This is a genomic window from Amycolatopsis sp. NPDC104863 (genome assembly GCF_055582965.1).
On record NZ_JBVJOW010000006.1, the window covers coordinates 107,452 to 122,254 of the forward strand.

Here is a 14,803-nt window from a genome sequence, read left to right on the forward strand (position 1 = left end):
GGTTACCAGGTTAAACACTCCGTGAGCACTCGGCTACGGGTTCCCCCCGTTTGGCCGATTTTTGTCCATGATTTCCGGCCTACGCGGCGACGGGAAATCGCACCGTCGTGCTGTCGGCCTCCAGGGGTTCGACGTAGAGGGCGGTCGCGTTGTCGGAGCCGCCCCGGGCGAGCGCGGCGCCGACGAGCTCGGCCGCGCCGGCGCCCGGATCGGCCAGCACGGCACGGATCCCGCTGCCGGTGAGCGGCTTGTGGACACCGTCGCTGGTCAGCAGCAGGCCCGCACCCGGCGTCTCCGCCGTGCCGATCTCCTCCGGCTTGGTGGTGCGGACGCTGGTGGTGACGACGTGTTCCATCCGCGGGGTCACCGGCTGATGGCGGGCGCGGAAGTACTCGGCGAGCGTGTGGTCGGTGGTCAGGCGGGTCAGCGTGGTGCCGTCCCAGGTGTACGCGCGGGCGTCGCCGACCCAGGCGATGCGGTACCCGCCGTGTTCGGCCGGCATGGCGACGACGAGCACGGCGTCCCCGAGCGTCTGCTCCCGCACCGCGCGCTGCGCCGCGAGCACCGCTTCGACGGGTCCTTTGTGGACCGGCGTCCGGGCGGCGGCCGCGGCGGCGGTCCGGGCCGCCCGGGCGGCGGCGGGCTCGTCCCCGACCCCGTCGGCGAGGGCGAAGACGATGCCCGGCCCGCCGGCCGCGGCGTACGCCCCGACGGCGTCGGCATTGAGCTCACGGGGCCCCTGGGCGCTCGCGGTGTGCCAGCGCGGGTACTCCGGTCGTGTCGTGATCATCGCGGCCTCCTCGTCCCCTCTGCCCTCGATGATCCGCTCGTTACCTGTGGGCCGTCTGAGACTTTTCTGTGCGGCGCGTCAGTGGATGCCCGCCGGGTAGGGCGACGACCGGAAGTCGTGGTCCAGCTGCGCGGGCGAACGCGGCAGCCAGTGCCGCGCGACGGCGCGGACCTGTTCGCGCGGCAGCGGCGGGTTGACGTGACGGTGGTCCGGCTTCGCGATGGACTGCAGCGCCCAGGCGAACCCGAGCACCGGGTCGAGCCGCGCCCACCGCCGCCGGTCGATGTCGAGCAGCATGTGCGCCCGCTGGACGGCGTGCCAGAAGTGGTAGCTGCTCGGCGGGTCGCCGTCCATGGTGTGCACCTCGGACTCGACGTCCGCCCGCCGCGGGTCGAAGAGGATGCCCTGTCCGAAGGCGGCGAAGGCGCGGATGAGGCCTTCGTCGTCGTTGCGGTAAAAGCGGTCGAAGTTGCCGAGCTGGAGTTTCGAGATCGTCTTGAGCGGCGCTTCGACGGGCTTGAGGAACTCGACGTAGTTGTTCGGGTAGCCGGGTTCCTGGCTGAGCTTCAGCCATTCCGCGTAGATGCCATCTGTCTGCTGAAGGTAGCCGAAGAAGACCTTGTAGGCGTCCTGGGTTTCCTGCGACGGGTGGTACAGCGCGATTTCGTCGAGCTGGTACCAGAGTTCGTTGGCTCGGCGGTCGCCGAGCATGCCGGGCACGGGCGGCAGGCCGGTCCCGGTCCCGGTTTCGGTCTGGGCGGTGGCCGTGCCGCCGAGCACGAGCGACCCGGCCACGGTGGCCGCGCCGATTTTGAGCAGGTTCCGACGATCGAGCATGAGAACAACCCCCTGGCCGGCGGCCCCCTGCCGCCGTTCACCGCCAAGGTACCGAAAATCCCGGTAAGATCGTTTCCGTGGACGATCACCGGGCGATTTCCGACCTGATCGCGTCGTACGCGTTCCTGGTCGACGCGGGGGACTTCGCGGGAGTGGGGGCCTTGTTCGCGTCGGGGACGTTCGTGGGAAGCGGCGGCGCGTTTCGCGGTGCGGCGGAGGTTTCGGGGATGCTGCGGGACACGGTGATCCTGTATGAGGACGGGACACCGCGGACCAAGCACGTGACTTCGAATGTGGTTGTTTCGGTGAGCGGGACGTCGGCTTCGGCGCGGGCTTATGTGACGGTGTTGCAGGCGGCGCCGGGGTTGGTTCTGCAGCCGATCGCCGCGGGGTCGTATGCGGACTCGTTCAGCTTTGTGGACGGGGAGTGGGCGTTCTCGGAGCGCCGGGTGAAGATCGACCTGCTCGGGGACGTCAGTCATCACCTGCGTGCCAAAGGGCCGTGAGCGTTTCCGCCCACGGCCCTTTGGCGACTTTCGTCAGCTCTGCAGGTCGTACACCGTCTGGCCGTCCACTGTCGTGGCGGTGAAGTTAGCCGTCACCCACGTGGTTATGTCCGACGAACCGCCGCCTGGGCCGCCGCCGCGGCCGCCGTCGACGAAGTACTTGATCTCGCCCGCCGCGACGTACGCCTTGAACTCGTCCAGTGTCGGCGCCGGGTCCGAACCGCTCCAGCCGCCGATGCCGATCACCGCCTTACCACTGGCCAGTTCCAACGACGCCGCGCTCTGCGAACCCGTCGTCGCCGCGGCCCACTTCGTGGTCGTCGCGGCCAGCAGCGAACCGACCGCACTCGACGCGGAATCCTCGCCGCCGAAGCCGCCGCCCATCGCGCTCGACGTCGGGCCCGACGTCGGGATCGAACCGCTGTGGGCCACCGACGCCGTCTCGACTCCGTAAGCGGCCGTCGACAAACCGAGCGTCAGCACCAGCGCCGCCCCGACGGCCGCGACCAGGCGGCGGACCGGTGGCACGCCCATCACCAGCACCGTGCCGACCAGCACCCCGAGCACCGCGACGATCCAGCGCAGCGCCGGGAACCAGTCCGGCGTCCGGTCGAGCAGGATGAACGACCACACCGCCGTCACCACGACCATCGCCGCCAGCACCGCCCGCGGCGCCAGGTTCGCCCGGCCCTGCCACAGCGCGCGCCCCGAAATCGCGACCAGCGCGGCGATCGCCGGCGCCAGCGCCACCGAGTAGTACGGGTGGACGATGCCGCTCATGTAGCTGAACACCAGCGCCGTCACGACCAGCCAGCCGCCCCACAGCACCAGCGCCAGGCGCGTCCGGTCGGTCCGCGGCGCGCGGCGCGTGAACCAGAGCCCGGCAACCAACCCGATCAATGCGGCCGGCAGCAGCCACGAAATCTCCACGCCGAAACTCGACCCGAACATCCGGAACAGGCCGGACGCGCCACCGAACCCGGTGTTGCCGCCCATGCCGCCGCCACCGCCCGGCCCGCCGCCGTCACCACCGCCGAAGATGCGCGACAACCCGTTGTAGCCCAACGCGAGTTCGAGCAGACTGTCCCCTTCGGACCCGCCGATGTAGGGCCGCGACGCCGTCGGCCACAGCTCGACCAGCGCGACGAACCACCCTGCCGAAACGACCAGCGACACCACCGCGCCGCCGAGGTGCAGCAGCCGCTTGCCGAGCGACGTCGGCGCGGCGATCAGGTACACCAGCCCGAACGCGGGCAGCACCAGGAACGCCTGCATCATCTTCGTCAGGAAGCCGAACCCGATCGCGGCGCCGGCCAGCGCGAGCCAGCCGGGGGACGCCTTTTCCGTGGCCCGCACGACGAAGTAGGCGCCGGCGACCATCAGGAGCACGAGCAGCGCGTCCGGGTTGTTGAACCGGAACATCAGCGCCGCGACCGGCGTCACCGCCAGCATCGCCCCGGCCATCAGCCCGGCGACCGGGCCCGAAGTCCGTTTCACCGTCAGGTAAAGGATCCCGACGGACGCGACGCCCATCAGCGCCTGCGGCGCCAGCACGGTGAAACTCGAGAACCCGAAGATCCGCGCGAACGCCGTGCCGACCCACAGCGCCGCGGGCGGCTTGTCGACGGTCAGCACGTTGCCGGAGTCGAGCGAGCCGAACAGCCACGCCTTCCAGCTCTGCGTCCCGGACTGCACGGCCGCGGCGTAGAACGAGTTGCCGTAGCCGGACGCGGTCAGGTTCCAGAAGTACAGCACGGCGGTCGCAGCCAGCAGCCCGAACACGGCCGGGCGGACCCAGCGCGGCGGCGCGTGCGCCGCGGAATCCTTGCGGTGACGCGGTTCCTGCGTCACGGGGTCGGACAGGACGGCGGTCATCAGTACTCCTTCTGGGTGGCGGCCTGGCGGCGCGGGTTGAACACCCAGCCGCGCAGGAGCAGGAACCGGAGCACCGTGGCGGCGAGGTTCGCCAGCACGAGCACGGTGATCTCCAGGACCAGGCCGGGGGTGGTGGATCCGTTGAGCAGGGCGAGCGAGCCGCTCGTCAGGGCGAGCCCGAGGCCGAACACGATCAGCCCTTCGAACTGGTGCCGCCCGGCGCCGGAGCGGCCGCGGATGCCGAAGGTGAGCCGGCGGTTCAGCGCGGTGTTCCCGACCGCCGTCACCAGCAGCGCGGCGAAGTTCGCCGGCTGCGCGCCGACGGCGGTCCGCAGCAGCAGGAACAGCACGAGGTAGGCGAGCGTGCTCGAGACGCCGATCGCGGCGAACCGCACGAGCTGCGTCACCAGCCGCGGCGGCACCCCCGGCGCCTCGACCCCGATCGGCTGCCGGCCGAGCTGCTCGCGCAGCCGGCTGATCGGGATTTCGCCGGTGAAGGTGGCTTTAGTGACACGGGCGATGCCTTTGAGGTCCGCGGTGGCGGTTTTCACGATGTTGACCGACGAGTCGGGATCGTCGACCCAGTCGACGGGCACCTCGTGGATCCGCAGCCCGGCGCGTTGCGCGAGCACGAGCAATTCGGTGTCGAAGAACCAGCCGGTGTCCTCGACGTGGGGGAGCAGCTCACGCGCGACGTCGGCGCGGATGGCCTTGAAGCCGCACTGGGCGTCGCTGAACTTCGCGGCGAGCGTCGAGCGGAGGATCAGGTTGTAGGCACGGGAGATGAACTCGCGCTTCGGCCCCCGCACGACTCGCGCCCCCCGGGCGAGCCTGCTGCCGATGGCGAGATCGGAGTGCCCGGACAGCAGCGGGGCGACGAGCGGCCCGAGCGCGGCGAGATCGGTGGAGAGGTCGACGTCCATGTAGGCCAGGACGGCGGCGTCGGAGGCCCGCCAGACGGCGTTGAGCGCGCGGCCGCGGCCCTTCTCGTCGAGGTGGTGGACGGCCACCTCGGAGAACTCGCGGGCGAGTCGTTCGGCCACCTGCAGCGTCGTGTCGGTGCTCGCGTTGTCGGCGACGGTGATCCGGTACGGGTAGGAGACGTGTTCGGCCAGGTGCGCGTGCAGCCGGCGGATGCACGGTTCGAGGTCGGCCTCTTCGTTGTAGACCGGGATGACGACGTCGAGGACGGGCTGCGGACCGGCCAGGTCGACCGGGACGGTCCCGGGCCGTGCTGCGGAGGCGGTGGCTGTCATGCCTCATACGGTCGCCGGTCCCGCTTTGGTGATCGTGTGATCGCCCTGTGCGCTTGCTGTGCGCTGTGCCCGGCCGGGTGGCCGGGCACAGCCGGCGTCAGCTGTGCACGCGCAGCGGCACGACGTTGCTCGGCGGAAGCGCGCGGCTCGGTTCACGGCGGGCCTCGGTCGGGCTGATCGTCAGCGTCACCAGGCTCGCGTAGCGCGGGTGCCGGTCGACGTAGACCTCGGGCACCCCGCACGCCGCCGCGAGCACGGATCGGTTGCGGTGCAGGTGTTCGAAGGCATCCCGGCCGAACAGCGACACCACGATGTCACCACTGCGCGGACGGCTCCACAGGATCGCCGGACGCAGGCGCAGCCGCGGGAAAGTCGCCCGCAGCCGGTGCTGCAGCCGCACGGCTTGGACGCGCGCCCGCACCTGGCGGCGGCGCAGGAACGCTATCCCGAGGACCGCCGCGAGCGTGGCGCCGGACCACACCGGGCCGGCCCACAGCGCGAACACCACCACGCCGTAGGGGAGAAGCGTGAGGGAGAGGATCTCCCACCGCCAGTGGTAGAGGCGGACGGGGAACGACGCCGGCCTGCTGGTCATTTCCGAGCTCCTTCCGGTCAACCGGCGGCGCAGAAGGCCGCCGAGGTGGCGTGAGAGACGTCCGGCGGCAACCCCGGCCACCAGGGCCGCGACGATCACCGGCGCGGAGGTCATGTCGGAATCCGGGTCTCGTGGGCGCGCCGGTCCTTGTCCCGGCCGAGCTGCCAGGTCCAGCGCCACCCCACCCAGACAGCGACGACGGAGCCCAGCAGGATCAGCACGAAGGCCTGCCCGACGAGCCCATCGAGCGGCGCGAGCCGCAGCAGCACCAGAAGTGCCCAGAGCTGGGAAGCGGTGAAGGGAATGACGATCCCGGCCGCGTAGACGCCCCGGCGCCAGCGGCTGCGCGGTGCGGTGGTGTAGGGGTCCATGAGTGCCCTCCTCCTCGGTGGATCCAGGAAACCTCCGGGTCGCCGCGTCGTGTGTGTCAGCTGACACACAAGGCGGGATTCAGCTCGCCAGACGTCGAAGTTCAGCCAGGCGGTGGATCGTCACTTGTCTCCGGCCGGTGCTGATGACGCCTCGCTGCCGCAGCTCGCGGGTCGCGCGCGCCCAGGACTCACGGGAGATGGCGGCGGTCATGGCGAGTTCGGCCTGGGTGGCGGGAACGGTGATTTCGATGTCCCCGCCCCGCGCGACCCCGTGCTGGACGGCGAGCTGCATGAGCTGCGCGGCGACCCGCCGGGCGGCTGTCCCGCCGCCTAGGTCCAGCCAGTGGGTTCCGACGGAGCGGAGACGGTCGGTGAGGACGCGCAGCAGTGCCCAGGAGATCCGCGACCGCGCCCGGCACAGCGAGGTGAACCGTTCGCCGGGGATCTCCAGCACCTCGACGTCGCCGAGGGCCTGGACGGTCGCCGACCGCGGCTGCGCGTCGATCGCCGCGAGCTCGCCGATGACGTCCCCGGCGCCGCGGACCGCGATGACGATCTCGCGGCCGTCGGGCGTGCCGTGGACGATCCGCACGTGCCCGGCCAGCAGCAAGACCACCGCGCTGGAGTGGTCGCCTTCCCGGCAGAGGAACTCGCCGCGCCGGTAGGAACGCCGCGAACCGGCGGCTGCCAGTTCGCTGCGCTCGGCCGGTCCGAGGCCGGCCCAGAATCCCGTCGGTTCCACGTCCCACCTCTTTCCGGTCTAAGCGGTCAGGTCCTCCTCGGGCTCGCGAGCACGGGGCGCGTAGAGCCAGCCGCGAATCCGTTCTTCGCCGAGCCTGATGTGGACGGCTTGGGTGAAGGCGCTGCGATCGATGCCGGCGTAGCCCTGCCGCACGACCACCCGGTGAATCTCCTGCGAGACAGCGAGCGCGAGCGGTTCGGCGGTGTCCCGCAGCCGCCGTTTCAGGTCGGGGGCGTCGACGAGGCGGCAGGCGATGTCGACGTCTTCGCCGTAGGGACCCCGGGCGTCGCGGTGCACCTCACCGGCGTGCACGGCGACCCGCAGCCGAAAGGCCAGCTCAGGCCGGTTCTCGGCGTGCTTGAGAAGACCATCGGCAAGCGCGGGCACGACGGTCGTCAGCAGGAGGGTCTTGGGCAGCTGGTCGAAGGGCCGGACGAGGCAGAGCGCCCCGTCCCCCCGATCGACGAAGGCGTCCCGGTGCTTCCGGCCGATCCCACCGGAGGCGAGGGCTTCGTCGAGGAGCTGGAAGAGCACGGTCCGGAGCTGGGTGCGCACCGAGTTGGTCCGCGTGGTCGAGTTCTCGATGTCGACCGCCACGATGGCCCGGTGCCGGGGTATGTCGGCTGAGTTGTCCATGGCCCGCTCCTGCCTTCAGGTGTGAACTGAAGTTCAGTCAAGTTCACTGTATGGCCTGGAGTACCCTGGAACAACTGAGGTGAATCGACGTTATCTGTTTGGTGCCAGGAAGTTTGGCCGAACGTAACGGTTCAGTCCTCGCTTCGGCGGGGCGACCATCGTGGCTTGAGCCGCAAGGAGTAGGATTTGGCCACTTTCCGTGATACTGAAATTTGCTGAAGGGTGGCGGAGACTGTGTCCCCAGTCGCGCCTCGAGCGCTCGCGCGCCGCCTCAAAGCGCTGCGCGAAGAGCAGTGGCCTGACGCAGGGCTCACTCAGCTGCAGCTCGCGCAGGCGTTCGGCGGCGTCAGCATGTCGCTCATCTCGTCCTGGGAGAACGCGGACAAGCCGGTCCGGCCGCCGGTCAGGCGACTGGAGGCGTACGCATCGCTGTTCGCGACGCGGCGCTCCCTGGACGGGGAAGCCGTGCACGTGCTCTCTGTTCAAGAACTGACGGACGAGGAGCAGGACCGGCGCAAGGAGCTGCTGGAGGAACTGCTCGGGCTGCGGGAGGGCAAGGACGCCGCCCTGGCCCGGCCGGGGGTCCGTGACACCTGGACGTTCCCCCACGACCAGGACATCACCATCGTATGCGCGCCCTTGCCGGAAAAGTACCGGAAGCACCTCAGCTACGCGGACCCGGAGAGCCCCGACTTCGTCTCGCTTTACACCTACGCGGATCCCGACGCCCTGATCGAGCTGTTCGGTCACATCCGTTCGAGGAACCCCGACAACACGGTTAATTTTCACACGGCCGACGAGTTGACCGCCGACCACTACACGGGCCACCTCGTCCTGCTCGGGGGCGTGGATTGGAACACCGTGACCCGGGACGTGATCGAACGCGTGGACCTGCCGGTCGAGCAGTTCGACCGGCTCGGCGACGTGGAGGAAGGCGGGTTCCGGGTGGACTGGGACGGCCACGAGCAACTGTTCGTGCCGCAGCTGGACGCGCAAGGCCATCTGGTCGAAGACGTTGCGCATTTCTATCGGGCGGTATCTCCGTTCAACCGAAAGCGCACTGTGACCGTATGCAATGGTATGTACGGTCGTGGCACGCTCGGAGCGGTTCGGGCACTGACGGACATCCGCTTCCGGGATCGGAACGAGGCGTACCTCCGCGAGCGCTTCGGCGACGCCGAGTCGTTCAGCATCATCAGCCGGGTGCCCGTGCTCCAGGGCCAGGGCCTCACCCCGGACTGGACCATCGAGGAGAACCGGTTGCACGAGTGGTCCGAGGTCGACGCATGAACGCGCGGCAGCACGAGTCCCATCAGGACTTGCTGGCGCACTTCGAACCAGGGGACGCCCCCGGGGCGGTGATGGACGCGATCATCGTGCCCACCGCCCGCCCCGCCGCATATCTGCGGCAGGCGATGGCGGCGGCGAAGGAATGCGATGTCTTCGTCCTCTTGTTGTGCAGTCTTCGGTCGGACGCTTCAAGTGCGTCCTTGGAGGCGAAGCGAGCAGGGGTCCGGGCGCTCGCCATCGACATCGAACTGGTGGACCATCGGGCGGTTCCCGAGTTCACGACGGACGACGTCGTCCGCTTCACGCGGTTCCACCGGAAGACCGACACGAGCTTCAAGCGCAATCTGGGCTTGCTGATCGCCGTGCTGGCCGGTTGGAAGCGGATCCTCTTCCTCGACGACGACATCGAGCTGCCGAACCCAGCGGACCTCACCACCGCCGCCGGGCTGCTCGACGACTACCCGGTTGTCGGCCTTGCCAACGCCGGTATGCCGGACAACTCGGTGGTGTGCCACGCGATCCGTGACGCCGGGCAAAAACAGGACACCTTCATCGGCGGAGGTGCTCTTTCGGTCGGGGAAGCGGCGTTCAGCTCGTTCTTCCCCAACATCTACAACGAAGACTGGTTCTTCCTGCTGGACGGCATGAAGCTGCGCCGGTCGGCGGTCACCGGGACGGCGGTCCAGAAACCCTACGATCCCTACCGCGACGCACGTCGTGCTCGCGGTGAGGAACTGGGCGACACCCTGGCCGAAGGGGTGTTCGGATTGCTGGACAGCCATCTCGGCCTGGCGCAGGCCGACGAGGCGTACTGGCGCGAGTTCATGGCCGACCGCCGGCGGATCATCCGGGACACCATCAAGCTGGTGCTGGCGTCGCCGATCGATGCGGCACAGAAGGCACGGATGGTCGATTCGCTCAAAGCCGCGATCGGCCGCAGCGAACTCATCACCCCGGAACTGTGCGTACGGTACCTCCGCGCTTGGCAAGAGGACTGCGTGCGCTGGCGGCAGCGGATCACCGAACTTCGGCGCGATCACCACGACGGCTCAGGGATCGAACACGCTATCAAAGCGCTGGGAATCCCGTCCTGGGCTGACGCGGCTTCCGGTGTCCGGCTCAGCACGCCTGAGACACGCCCATCGCCTGAGTCTCTGACCGCGGCGACGGTGTGATCGGGACCAAGTCCTTGGTCAGCACGTGACACCGTTCGGGATCCCTCTTGACCCGGCCGTTCGGCAAGGTCGTCTGCGTATAACAGGTGACCTCGCCGTGACCCCAGTCCTGGTAGCCGAGCCGGTCGTACAGTCGCGCTGCGTCCGAATTGTCCGTTCGGACCGCCAGCGCGACTTTCCGGCGACCGTTTTCGACGAGGTATTGCTCCGCCGCTTCTACCAGGGCCTGACCGACTCCGCGGTTGCGCAGGGCCGGCGCGACCTCCAGGTGCGTGATCAGGGGCACGCGCGGCAAATACCATTGGATCAGCGCTTCTTCGGCCTTCTCGAGCCACAAGTAGACGTCCCCCGCGGGGCGGCAGTCCCACCAGGCCAAGAACAGCACTCCGTGGTTGTTCAGCTGCCGATCGAGCCGATCGGTGAGGAACCGGGCGTCACCCAGGGCCGCGGCGAACGAATCCAAGTCTGCCGAGCGGGCCGGCCGCACGTCGGGCTCGGTCATCTGCAGAGGCTCCTGTCCGCCGGGGTCCTTCCAGTGTGCAGGAGGCGGCGGGGAGTTGACCAGGTCATCTGGCCCTCACCCTGCTTTCGTCGGTCCTTGCCTCAAGCGGCCGTGGTGAGGTCGTAGACCGTGACTCCGTCGACTGTGGTTGCCGCGTAGTGCTCTGCTACCCAGTCGGCGATTTGCTGGGCCGCGTCGGAGCCGGTGCTTCCCTGCATCGTCATGCCGTCGCCGAGGAAATAGTGGATCTGGCCGCTGGCCACGTACTGCTGGAACTGCTCCAGCGTCGGGTACGGGTCCGTTCCGTTGAAGCCGCCCACCGCCATCACCGGGGCGTCGCTGGCCAGCTGGTAGCCCGCTGCTGCGTTTGAAAGGACCGTTGCTGCCGTCCACCGGTACTCAGACGCGTCTTGCTTCAGCAACGCTGTCAGCTGGGCGCCGGGGAGGGTTGTCGAGAGCAGGGAGCCGGGGCCGCCGCCTCGGCCGCCGCCGAAGCCGCCCGGGCCGCCGAAGCCGAAGCCGGACGATGGGCCCGCTGAGGGGATCGCTCCGCTGTGGGTGGTCGACGCCGTGGCCAGCGTGTACGCGCCCGTTCCCGACAGCAGCGCCACCAGCGCGAATGCCGCCACGAACGATGCTGCCCAGCGCGTCAGGTGCGACGCGAAGAACAACCCCACCGCCGCCAGGAGGCCGCCGATGAGCACCGTTGGCGCCAGCCATGGCTGCCAGGACGAACCTGACAACAAGAGGTACGTCGTAAGCGCTGTGAGAGCCACCCCACCGCTAAGGAGACCCGACGCGGCCGGGTTGGACCGGAGGCGCCACAGCTGTACTGCCGCCGTTCCGACCAGCGCGCCCACAGCGGGAGCCAGCGCCACCGTGTAATACGGGTGGATGATTCCGCCCATGTAACTGAAGACCAACGCCGTGATCACCAGCCAGCCGCCCCACAGGAGCAGGGACGCGCGCGAACGGTCCGTGCGCGGCGCCCGGCGGGTGAACCACAACCCCGCCACGAGGGCAAGCAACGAAGCAGGCAGGAGCCACGCGATCCCGCCCGCCATCTCGCTGCCGAACAGGCGAGTCAGGCCAGTGGAACCCCAGCCACGTCCAGCGCCGCCGCCGACGCTGCCTACCTCGTCGCCCGTGAGGCGGCCGAAGCCGTTGTAGCCGAACACCAGCTCCCACAGGGAATTGGTCTGCGAACCACCGATGAACGGGCGATCCGCCGCCGGCCAGAGAGCCACCACCGCCAAGTACCAGCCCGATGCCACCAGCGTTGCAGCCAGGGCGCCCAGCAAGTGCAGCAGACGGCGACCCAGCGATGTCGGCGCTGCCACCAGATAAGCGAGCGCGAACGCCGGCAGGACCAAGAACGCCTGCAGCATCTTCGTCAGGAACCCGAAACCGACCGCGACGCCCGCCAGCGCCAGCCAGCGCGGGCTCGCCTTCTCGACCGCCCGCACCACGCAGTACGCGCCGGCGACCAGGAGGAGCACCAGCAGCGCGTCCGGGTTGTTGAACCGGAACATCAGCGCCGCCGCCGGGGTCAACGCCAGCACCAGGCCCGCCACCAGTCCGGCCGCCGGGCCCGATGTGCGGCGGACCGTCGCGTAGAGCAGCCAGACCGAGCCGACGCCCATCAGTGCCTGGGGCACCAGGATGCTCCACGCGCTGACGCCGAACACGCGCGCCGACAGGCTCATCACCCACAGGGCCGCCGGGGTCTTGTCGACCGTGATCGCGTTCGCCGCGTCGCTCGAGCCGAAGAACAGCGCCTTCCAGCTCTCCGAACCGGCCTGGGCGGCCGCCGAATAAAAGGCGTTCGCCCAGCCCGACGCGCCGAGGCCCCACAGGTACAGCGCCGCCGTCGCCAGCAGCAGGACGGCGAGCGCGGGCCCGTGCCAGGTGCGGCGGGCCGGCGGGGAAGGGGTCACGGCGGGGGTTTCACGAGACGCGAGAGCGGTCATGAAGTCAGCTTCCGGTCTCCAGCTGGGGCCGGGTTGTGCCGATGCTGTGCACTCGCTGTGCGGGCACGGCCACGGGCAGGCGCACCGCGAACTCCGTCCGGCCGGGCCGGCTGTGCACCTCGATCGACCCGTGGTGGGCGACCACGACGGCGGACGCGATCGCCATCCCGAGGCCCGTGCTGCCCGCGTTCCGCGAGCGCGACGAATCCCCGCGGGCGAACCGCTCGAAGACGTCCGGCAGCAGGTCCGGCGCGATGCCCGGGCCGTCGTCGGTCACCGTGAGGACCGCGCTGCCGTCCGCCGAGCGGGCCAGCGTCGTCACGACCGTCGTGCCCGGTGGGGTGTGCGTGCGGGCGTTGGCCAGCAGGTTCGCCAGCACTTGGTGCAGCCGCTGGACGTCGCCGAGGACGAGGACCGGGTCCGGGGGCAGCTCCAGCTGCCAGCGGTGGCCGCGGCCGGCGACCTGGGCGTCGCCGACGGCGTCGGCCACCAGGCGGGTCAGGTCGACCTCGCGGACGTCGAGGGGACGGCCGCCGTCGAGGCGGGCGAGGAGCAGGAGGTCCTCGACGAGCGCCGTCATCCGGACGGCCTCGGACTGGATCCGGCCCATCGAACGCGCGACCTCCGGTGGCACCAGCGCGCTGCCGCGGGCGGCCAGCTCGGCGTACCCGCGGATCGCGGCCAGCGGCGTCCGCAGCTCGTGGCTGGCGTCCGCGACGAACTGCCGGACGCGCAGCTCGCTGTCGTGACGCGCTTCCAGCGCCTGGGCGACGTGGCCGAGCATCAGGTTCAGCGCCGAACCGACCTGGCCGACCTCCGTGCGCGGATCGGTGTCGGGCTCGGGGACGCGGATGGACAGCGCCACCTGGCCGCGGTCGAGCGGCAGCTCGGTGACGCGCCCGGCGGTGGCCGCGACGCGGTCGAGCGGGCGCAGCGTGCGGCGGACCGCGAACGCGCCGAGGAAGGCCGCGCCGAGCACGCCCGCGGCGGCGACGCCGAACAGGATCAGCCCGACCGTGAGCAGCGTGTCGTCGACCGGCTTCAGCGGCAGGCCGGTGACCACGACGTCGCCGCTTCCGGTGACCGGCAACGCCATCAGCCGGTACGCGCCGAGTTCGGCGAAGGACACCGTGTGCGGCTTGCCGTCGGCGGGCACCGAGAGCATGACGGCTTGCTGGGCCGAGGTGAGAAGCAGCCGTTCGCCGTGCTCGGAAATGCTGTCGTCGCGGACGAGCAGCGGCCCGGAGAAGGTGGCGCTCACCGTGCCGACGTTCTGGCCGAGCGGGTGCTGGCCGTCCGGCTGCGGCCCGCCGTCGTGCGGGCCGGTGTTGCTCGCGAAGACCTGGGAGCGGGTCGCCGCGGCGGACAGCTGCTGGTCGATCTGGCGGGTGAGGAACACGTCGAGCGCGAGCTCGCTGACCACACCCACGATCAGGCACACCACGGTGAGCAGCGCGACCATCGAGCCGGTCAGTTTCGCGCGCAGCGAAAGCCGCCCCCGGCGGGGGTGCGACGTGGTGGTTCGCGCGGCCATGGGTTCAGCGTCCGTCCGCGCCGTGTGTGCGGGTTGTGTGCTGCCTGTGAGGCGGCTGTGCGGTGCGGCTGCCCGATTCCTCCGGTCACAGGAACGGCTGACGCCCACCACAGTCCGCGCACAGCGAGCGGCCCCACGGTGGATCCCATCGCAGCATCTCGTTAAGGAGCACGACATGACCACACCGCAGGCACCGTCCACTTCGGACCAGGCGTGGGGCGGCGCACCGGCGCCGGGCGCACCTTCCCGCCCGGCCTGGTCGACCGGGAAGAAGGTCGCGGCGGGCGCCGTCGCGGCGGTGATCGTGGCCGGCGGCGGAGCGGCGGTCTGGGCCGCGTCGTCGTCCGCCGCCACCGACAGCACGACGGCCGCCGGACCGGGCGGGATGCCGGGCGGCCCGGGCGGCATGGGCGCCTTGGGGTCGACCCTGCACGGCGAGTACGTCGCCTCGGACGGGAACGGCGGTTACGTCACGAAGATCACGCAGACCGGCGAGGTGACGGCGCTGAGCGCGACGTCCCTGACCGCGAAGAGCGATGACGGCTTTTCGAAGACGTACACGATCACGTCGGCCCAGGCGACGGGCCTCGCGACGGGAGACACGGTCACGGTGGTGGCGACGGAGTCCGGCGACACGGCGACCGCGACGTCGGTGACCGACGGCGATGCGGGAGGTCAGGGGGCACCGCCGGCGGGGGCGCCGACCCGGACCGGCTGACCGAGG

Annotated in this window: 15 protein-coding genes; 4 read left to right on the top strand and 11 right to left on the bottom strand. The window is 70.2% G+C overall.

Features of this window, described 5'->3' with window-relative positions:
* Positions 1-79 precede the first annotated feature (79 nt).
* Both ACZ63J_RS31170 and ACZ63J_RS31175 read right to left on the bottom strand, forming a co-directional pair.
* Positions 80-790: a PP2C family protein-serine/threonine phosphatase gene (locus tag ACZ63J_RS31170; RefSeq protein ID WP_465399431.1), complete on the bottom strand. Its 711-nt coding sequence runs from the start codon at positions 788-790 to the stop codon at positions 80-82.
* Between the two features lie 78 nt (positions 791-868).
* Positions 869-1,627 carry a hypothetical protein gene (locus ACZ63J_RS31175; RefSeq protein ID WP_465399432.1) on the bottom strand — a complete coding sequence of 253 codons (759 nt, stop codon included), beginning with the start codon at positions 1,625-1,627 and terminating at the stop codon, positions 869-871.
* Between the two features lie 77 nt (positions 1,628-1,704).
* Between ACZ63J_RS31175 and ACZ63J_RS31180 the strand changes: the two genes are divergently transcribed.
* The gene (locus ACZ63J_RS31180; protein ID WP_465399433.1) at positions 1,705-2,133 is read left to right on the top strand and encodes a nuclear transport factor 2 family protein; all 429 of its coding nucleotides are present in this window, start codon (positions 1,705-1,707) and stop codon (positions 2,131-2,133) included.
* 33 nt (positions 2,134-2,166) lie between these two features.
* Here ACZ63J_RS31180 and ACZ63J_RS31185 read toward each other — a convergent pair whose 3' ends face one another.
* From ACZ63J_RS31185 to ACZ63J_RS31210, 6 genes are all read right to left on the bottom strand, one after another.
* Complete coding sequence (locus ACZ63J_RS31185) at positions 2,167-4,008, bottom strand: glycosyltransferase family 39 protein (RefSeq protein WP_465399434.1); 1,842 nt, start codon at positions 4,006-4,008, stop codon at positions 2,167-2,169.
* Positions 4,008-5,264, bottom strand: a complete 1,257-nt coding sequence (locus ACZ63J_RS31190; protein ID WP_465399435.1) for a bifunctional glycosyltransferase family 2/GtrA family protein — start codon at positions 5,262-5,264, stop codon at positions 4,008-4,010. The genes ACZ63J_RS31185 and ACZ63J_RS31190 overlap by 1 nt, the downstream gene beginning before the upstream one ends.
* Positions 5,265-5,361: 97 nt before the next feature.
* Positions 5,362-5,859 (bottom strand): hypothetical protein, encoded by a 498-nt coding sequence (locus ACZ63J_RS31195; protein WP_465399436.1) that lies wholly within the window; start codon positions 5,857-5,859, stop codon positions 5,362-5,364.
* Between the two features lie 110 nt (positions 5,860-5,969).
* Entirely contained in the window at positions 5,970-6,230 is a 261-nt protein-coding gene (locus ACZ63J_RS31200) for a hypothetical protein (protein WP_465399437.1), read from the bottom strand.
* Positions 6,231-6,309: 79 nt separating this feature from the next.
* Entirely contained in the window at positions 6,310-6,972 is a 663-nt protein-coding gene (locus ACZ63J_RS31205) for a Crp/Fnr family transcriptional regulator (RefSeq protein WP_465399438.1), read from the bottom strand.
* 18 nt (positions 6,973-6,990) lie between these two features.
* Positions 6,991-7,608 carry a hypothetical protein gene (locus tag ACZ63J_RS31210; RefSeq protein ID WP_465399439.1) on the bottom strand — a complete coding sequence of 206 codons (618 nt, stop codon included), beginning with the start codon at positions 7,606-7,608 and terminating at the stop codon, positions 6,991-6,993.
* A 234-nt stretch (positions 7,609-7,842) separates the two neighbouring features.
* Here ACZ63J_RS31210 and ACZ63J_RS31215 point away from each other — a divergent pair, with 234 nt between their 5' ends.
* Together ACZ63J_RS31215 and ACZ63J_RS31220 are read left to right on the top strand one after the other, a co-directional pair.
* On the top strand, positions 7,843-8,898 hold the full coding sequence (locus ACZ63J_RS31215; protein WP_465399440.1) for a helix-turn-helix domain-containing protein: 1,056 nt from the start codon (positions 7,843-7,845) through the stop codon (positions 8,896-8,898).
* The gene (locus ACZ63J_RS31220; protein WP_465399441.1) at positions 8,895-10,073 is read left to right on the top strand and encodes a hypothetical protein; all 1,179 of its coding nucleotides are present in this window, start codon (positions 8,895-8,897) and stop codon (positions 10,071-10,073) included. Before ACZ63J_RS31215 ends, ACZ63J_RS31220 begins: the two co-directional genes overlap by 4 nt.
* Here ACZ63J_RS31220 and ACZ63J_RS31225 read toward each other — a convergent pair.
* The 3 genes from ACZ63J_RS31225 to ACZ63J_RS31235 all read right to left on the bottom strand — a co-directional run bounded on the left by ACZ63J_RS31225 (position 10,018) and on the right by ACZ63J_RS31235 (position 14,079).
* Positions 10,018-10,575 carry a GNAT family N-acetyltransferase gene (locus ACZ63J_RS31225; protein WP_465399442.1) on the bottom strand — a complete coding sequence of 186 codons (558 nt, stop codon included), beginning with the start codon at positions 10,573-10,575 and terminating at the stop codon, positions 10,018-10,020. The two genes, ACZ63J_RS31220 and ACZ63J_RS31225, sit on opposite strands and share 56 nt — an antisense overlap.
* A gap of 101 nt (positions 10,576-10,676) precedes the next feature.
* Complete coding sequence (locus ACZ63J_RS31230; RefSeq protein WP_465399443.1) at positions 10,677-12,545, bottom strand: glycosyltransferase family 39 protein; 1,869 nt, start codon at positions 12,543-12,545, stop codon at positions 10,677-10,679.
* Between the two features lie 4 nt (positions 12,546-12,549).
* Positions 12,550-14,079 (bottom strand): sensor histidine kinase, encoded by a 1,530-nt coding sequence (locus tag ACZ63J_RS31235; RefSeq protein ID WP_465399444.1) that lies wholly within the window; start codon positions 14,077-14,079, stop codon positions 12,550-12,552.
* Positions 14,080-14,254: 175 nt separating this feature from the next.
* Here ACZ63J_RS31235 and ACZ63J_RS31240 point away from each other — a divergent pair, with 175 nt between their 5' ends.
* Positions 14,255-14,797: a hypothetical protein gene (locus tag ACZ63J_RS31240; RefSeq protein ID WP_465399445.1), complete on the top strand. Its 543-nt coding sequence runs from the start codon at positions 14,255-14,257 to the stop codon at positions 14,795-14,797.
* Positions 14,798-14,803: the final 6 nt, after the last annotated feature.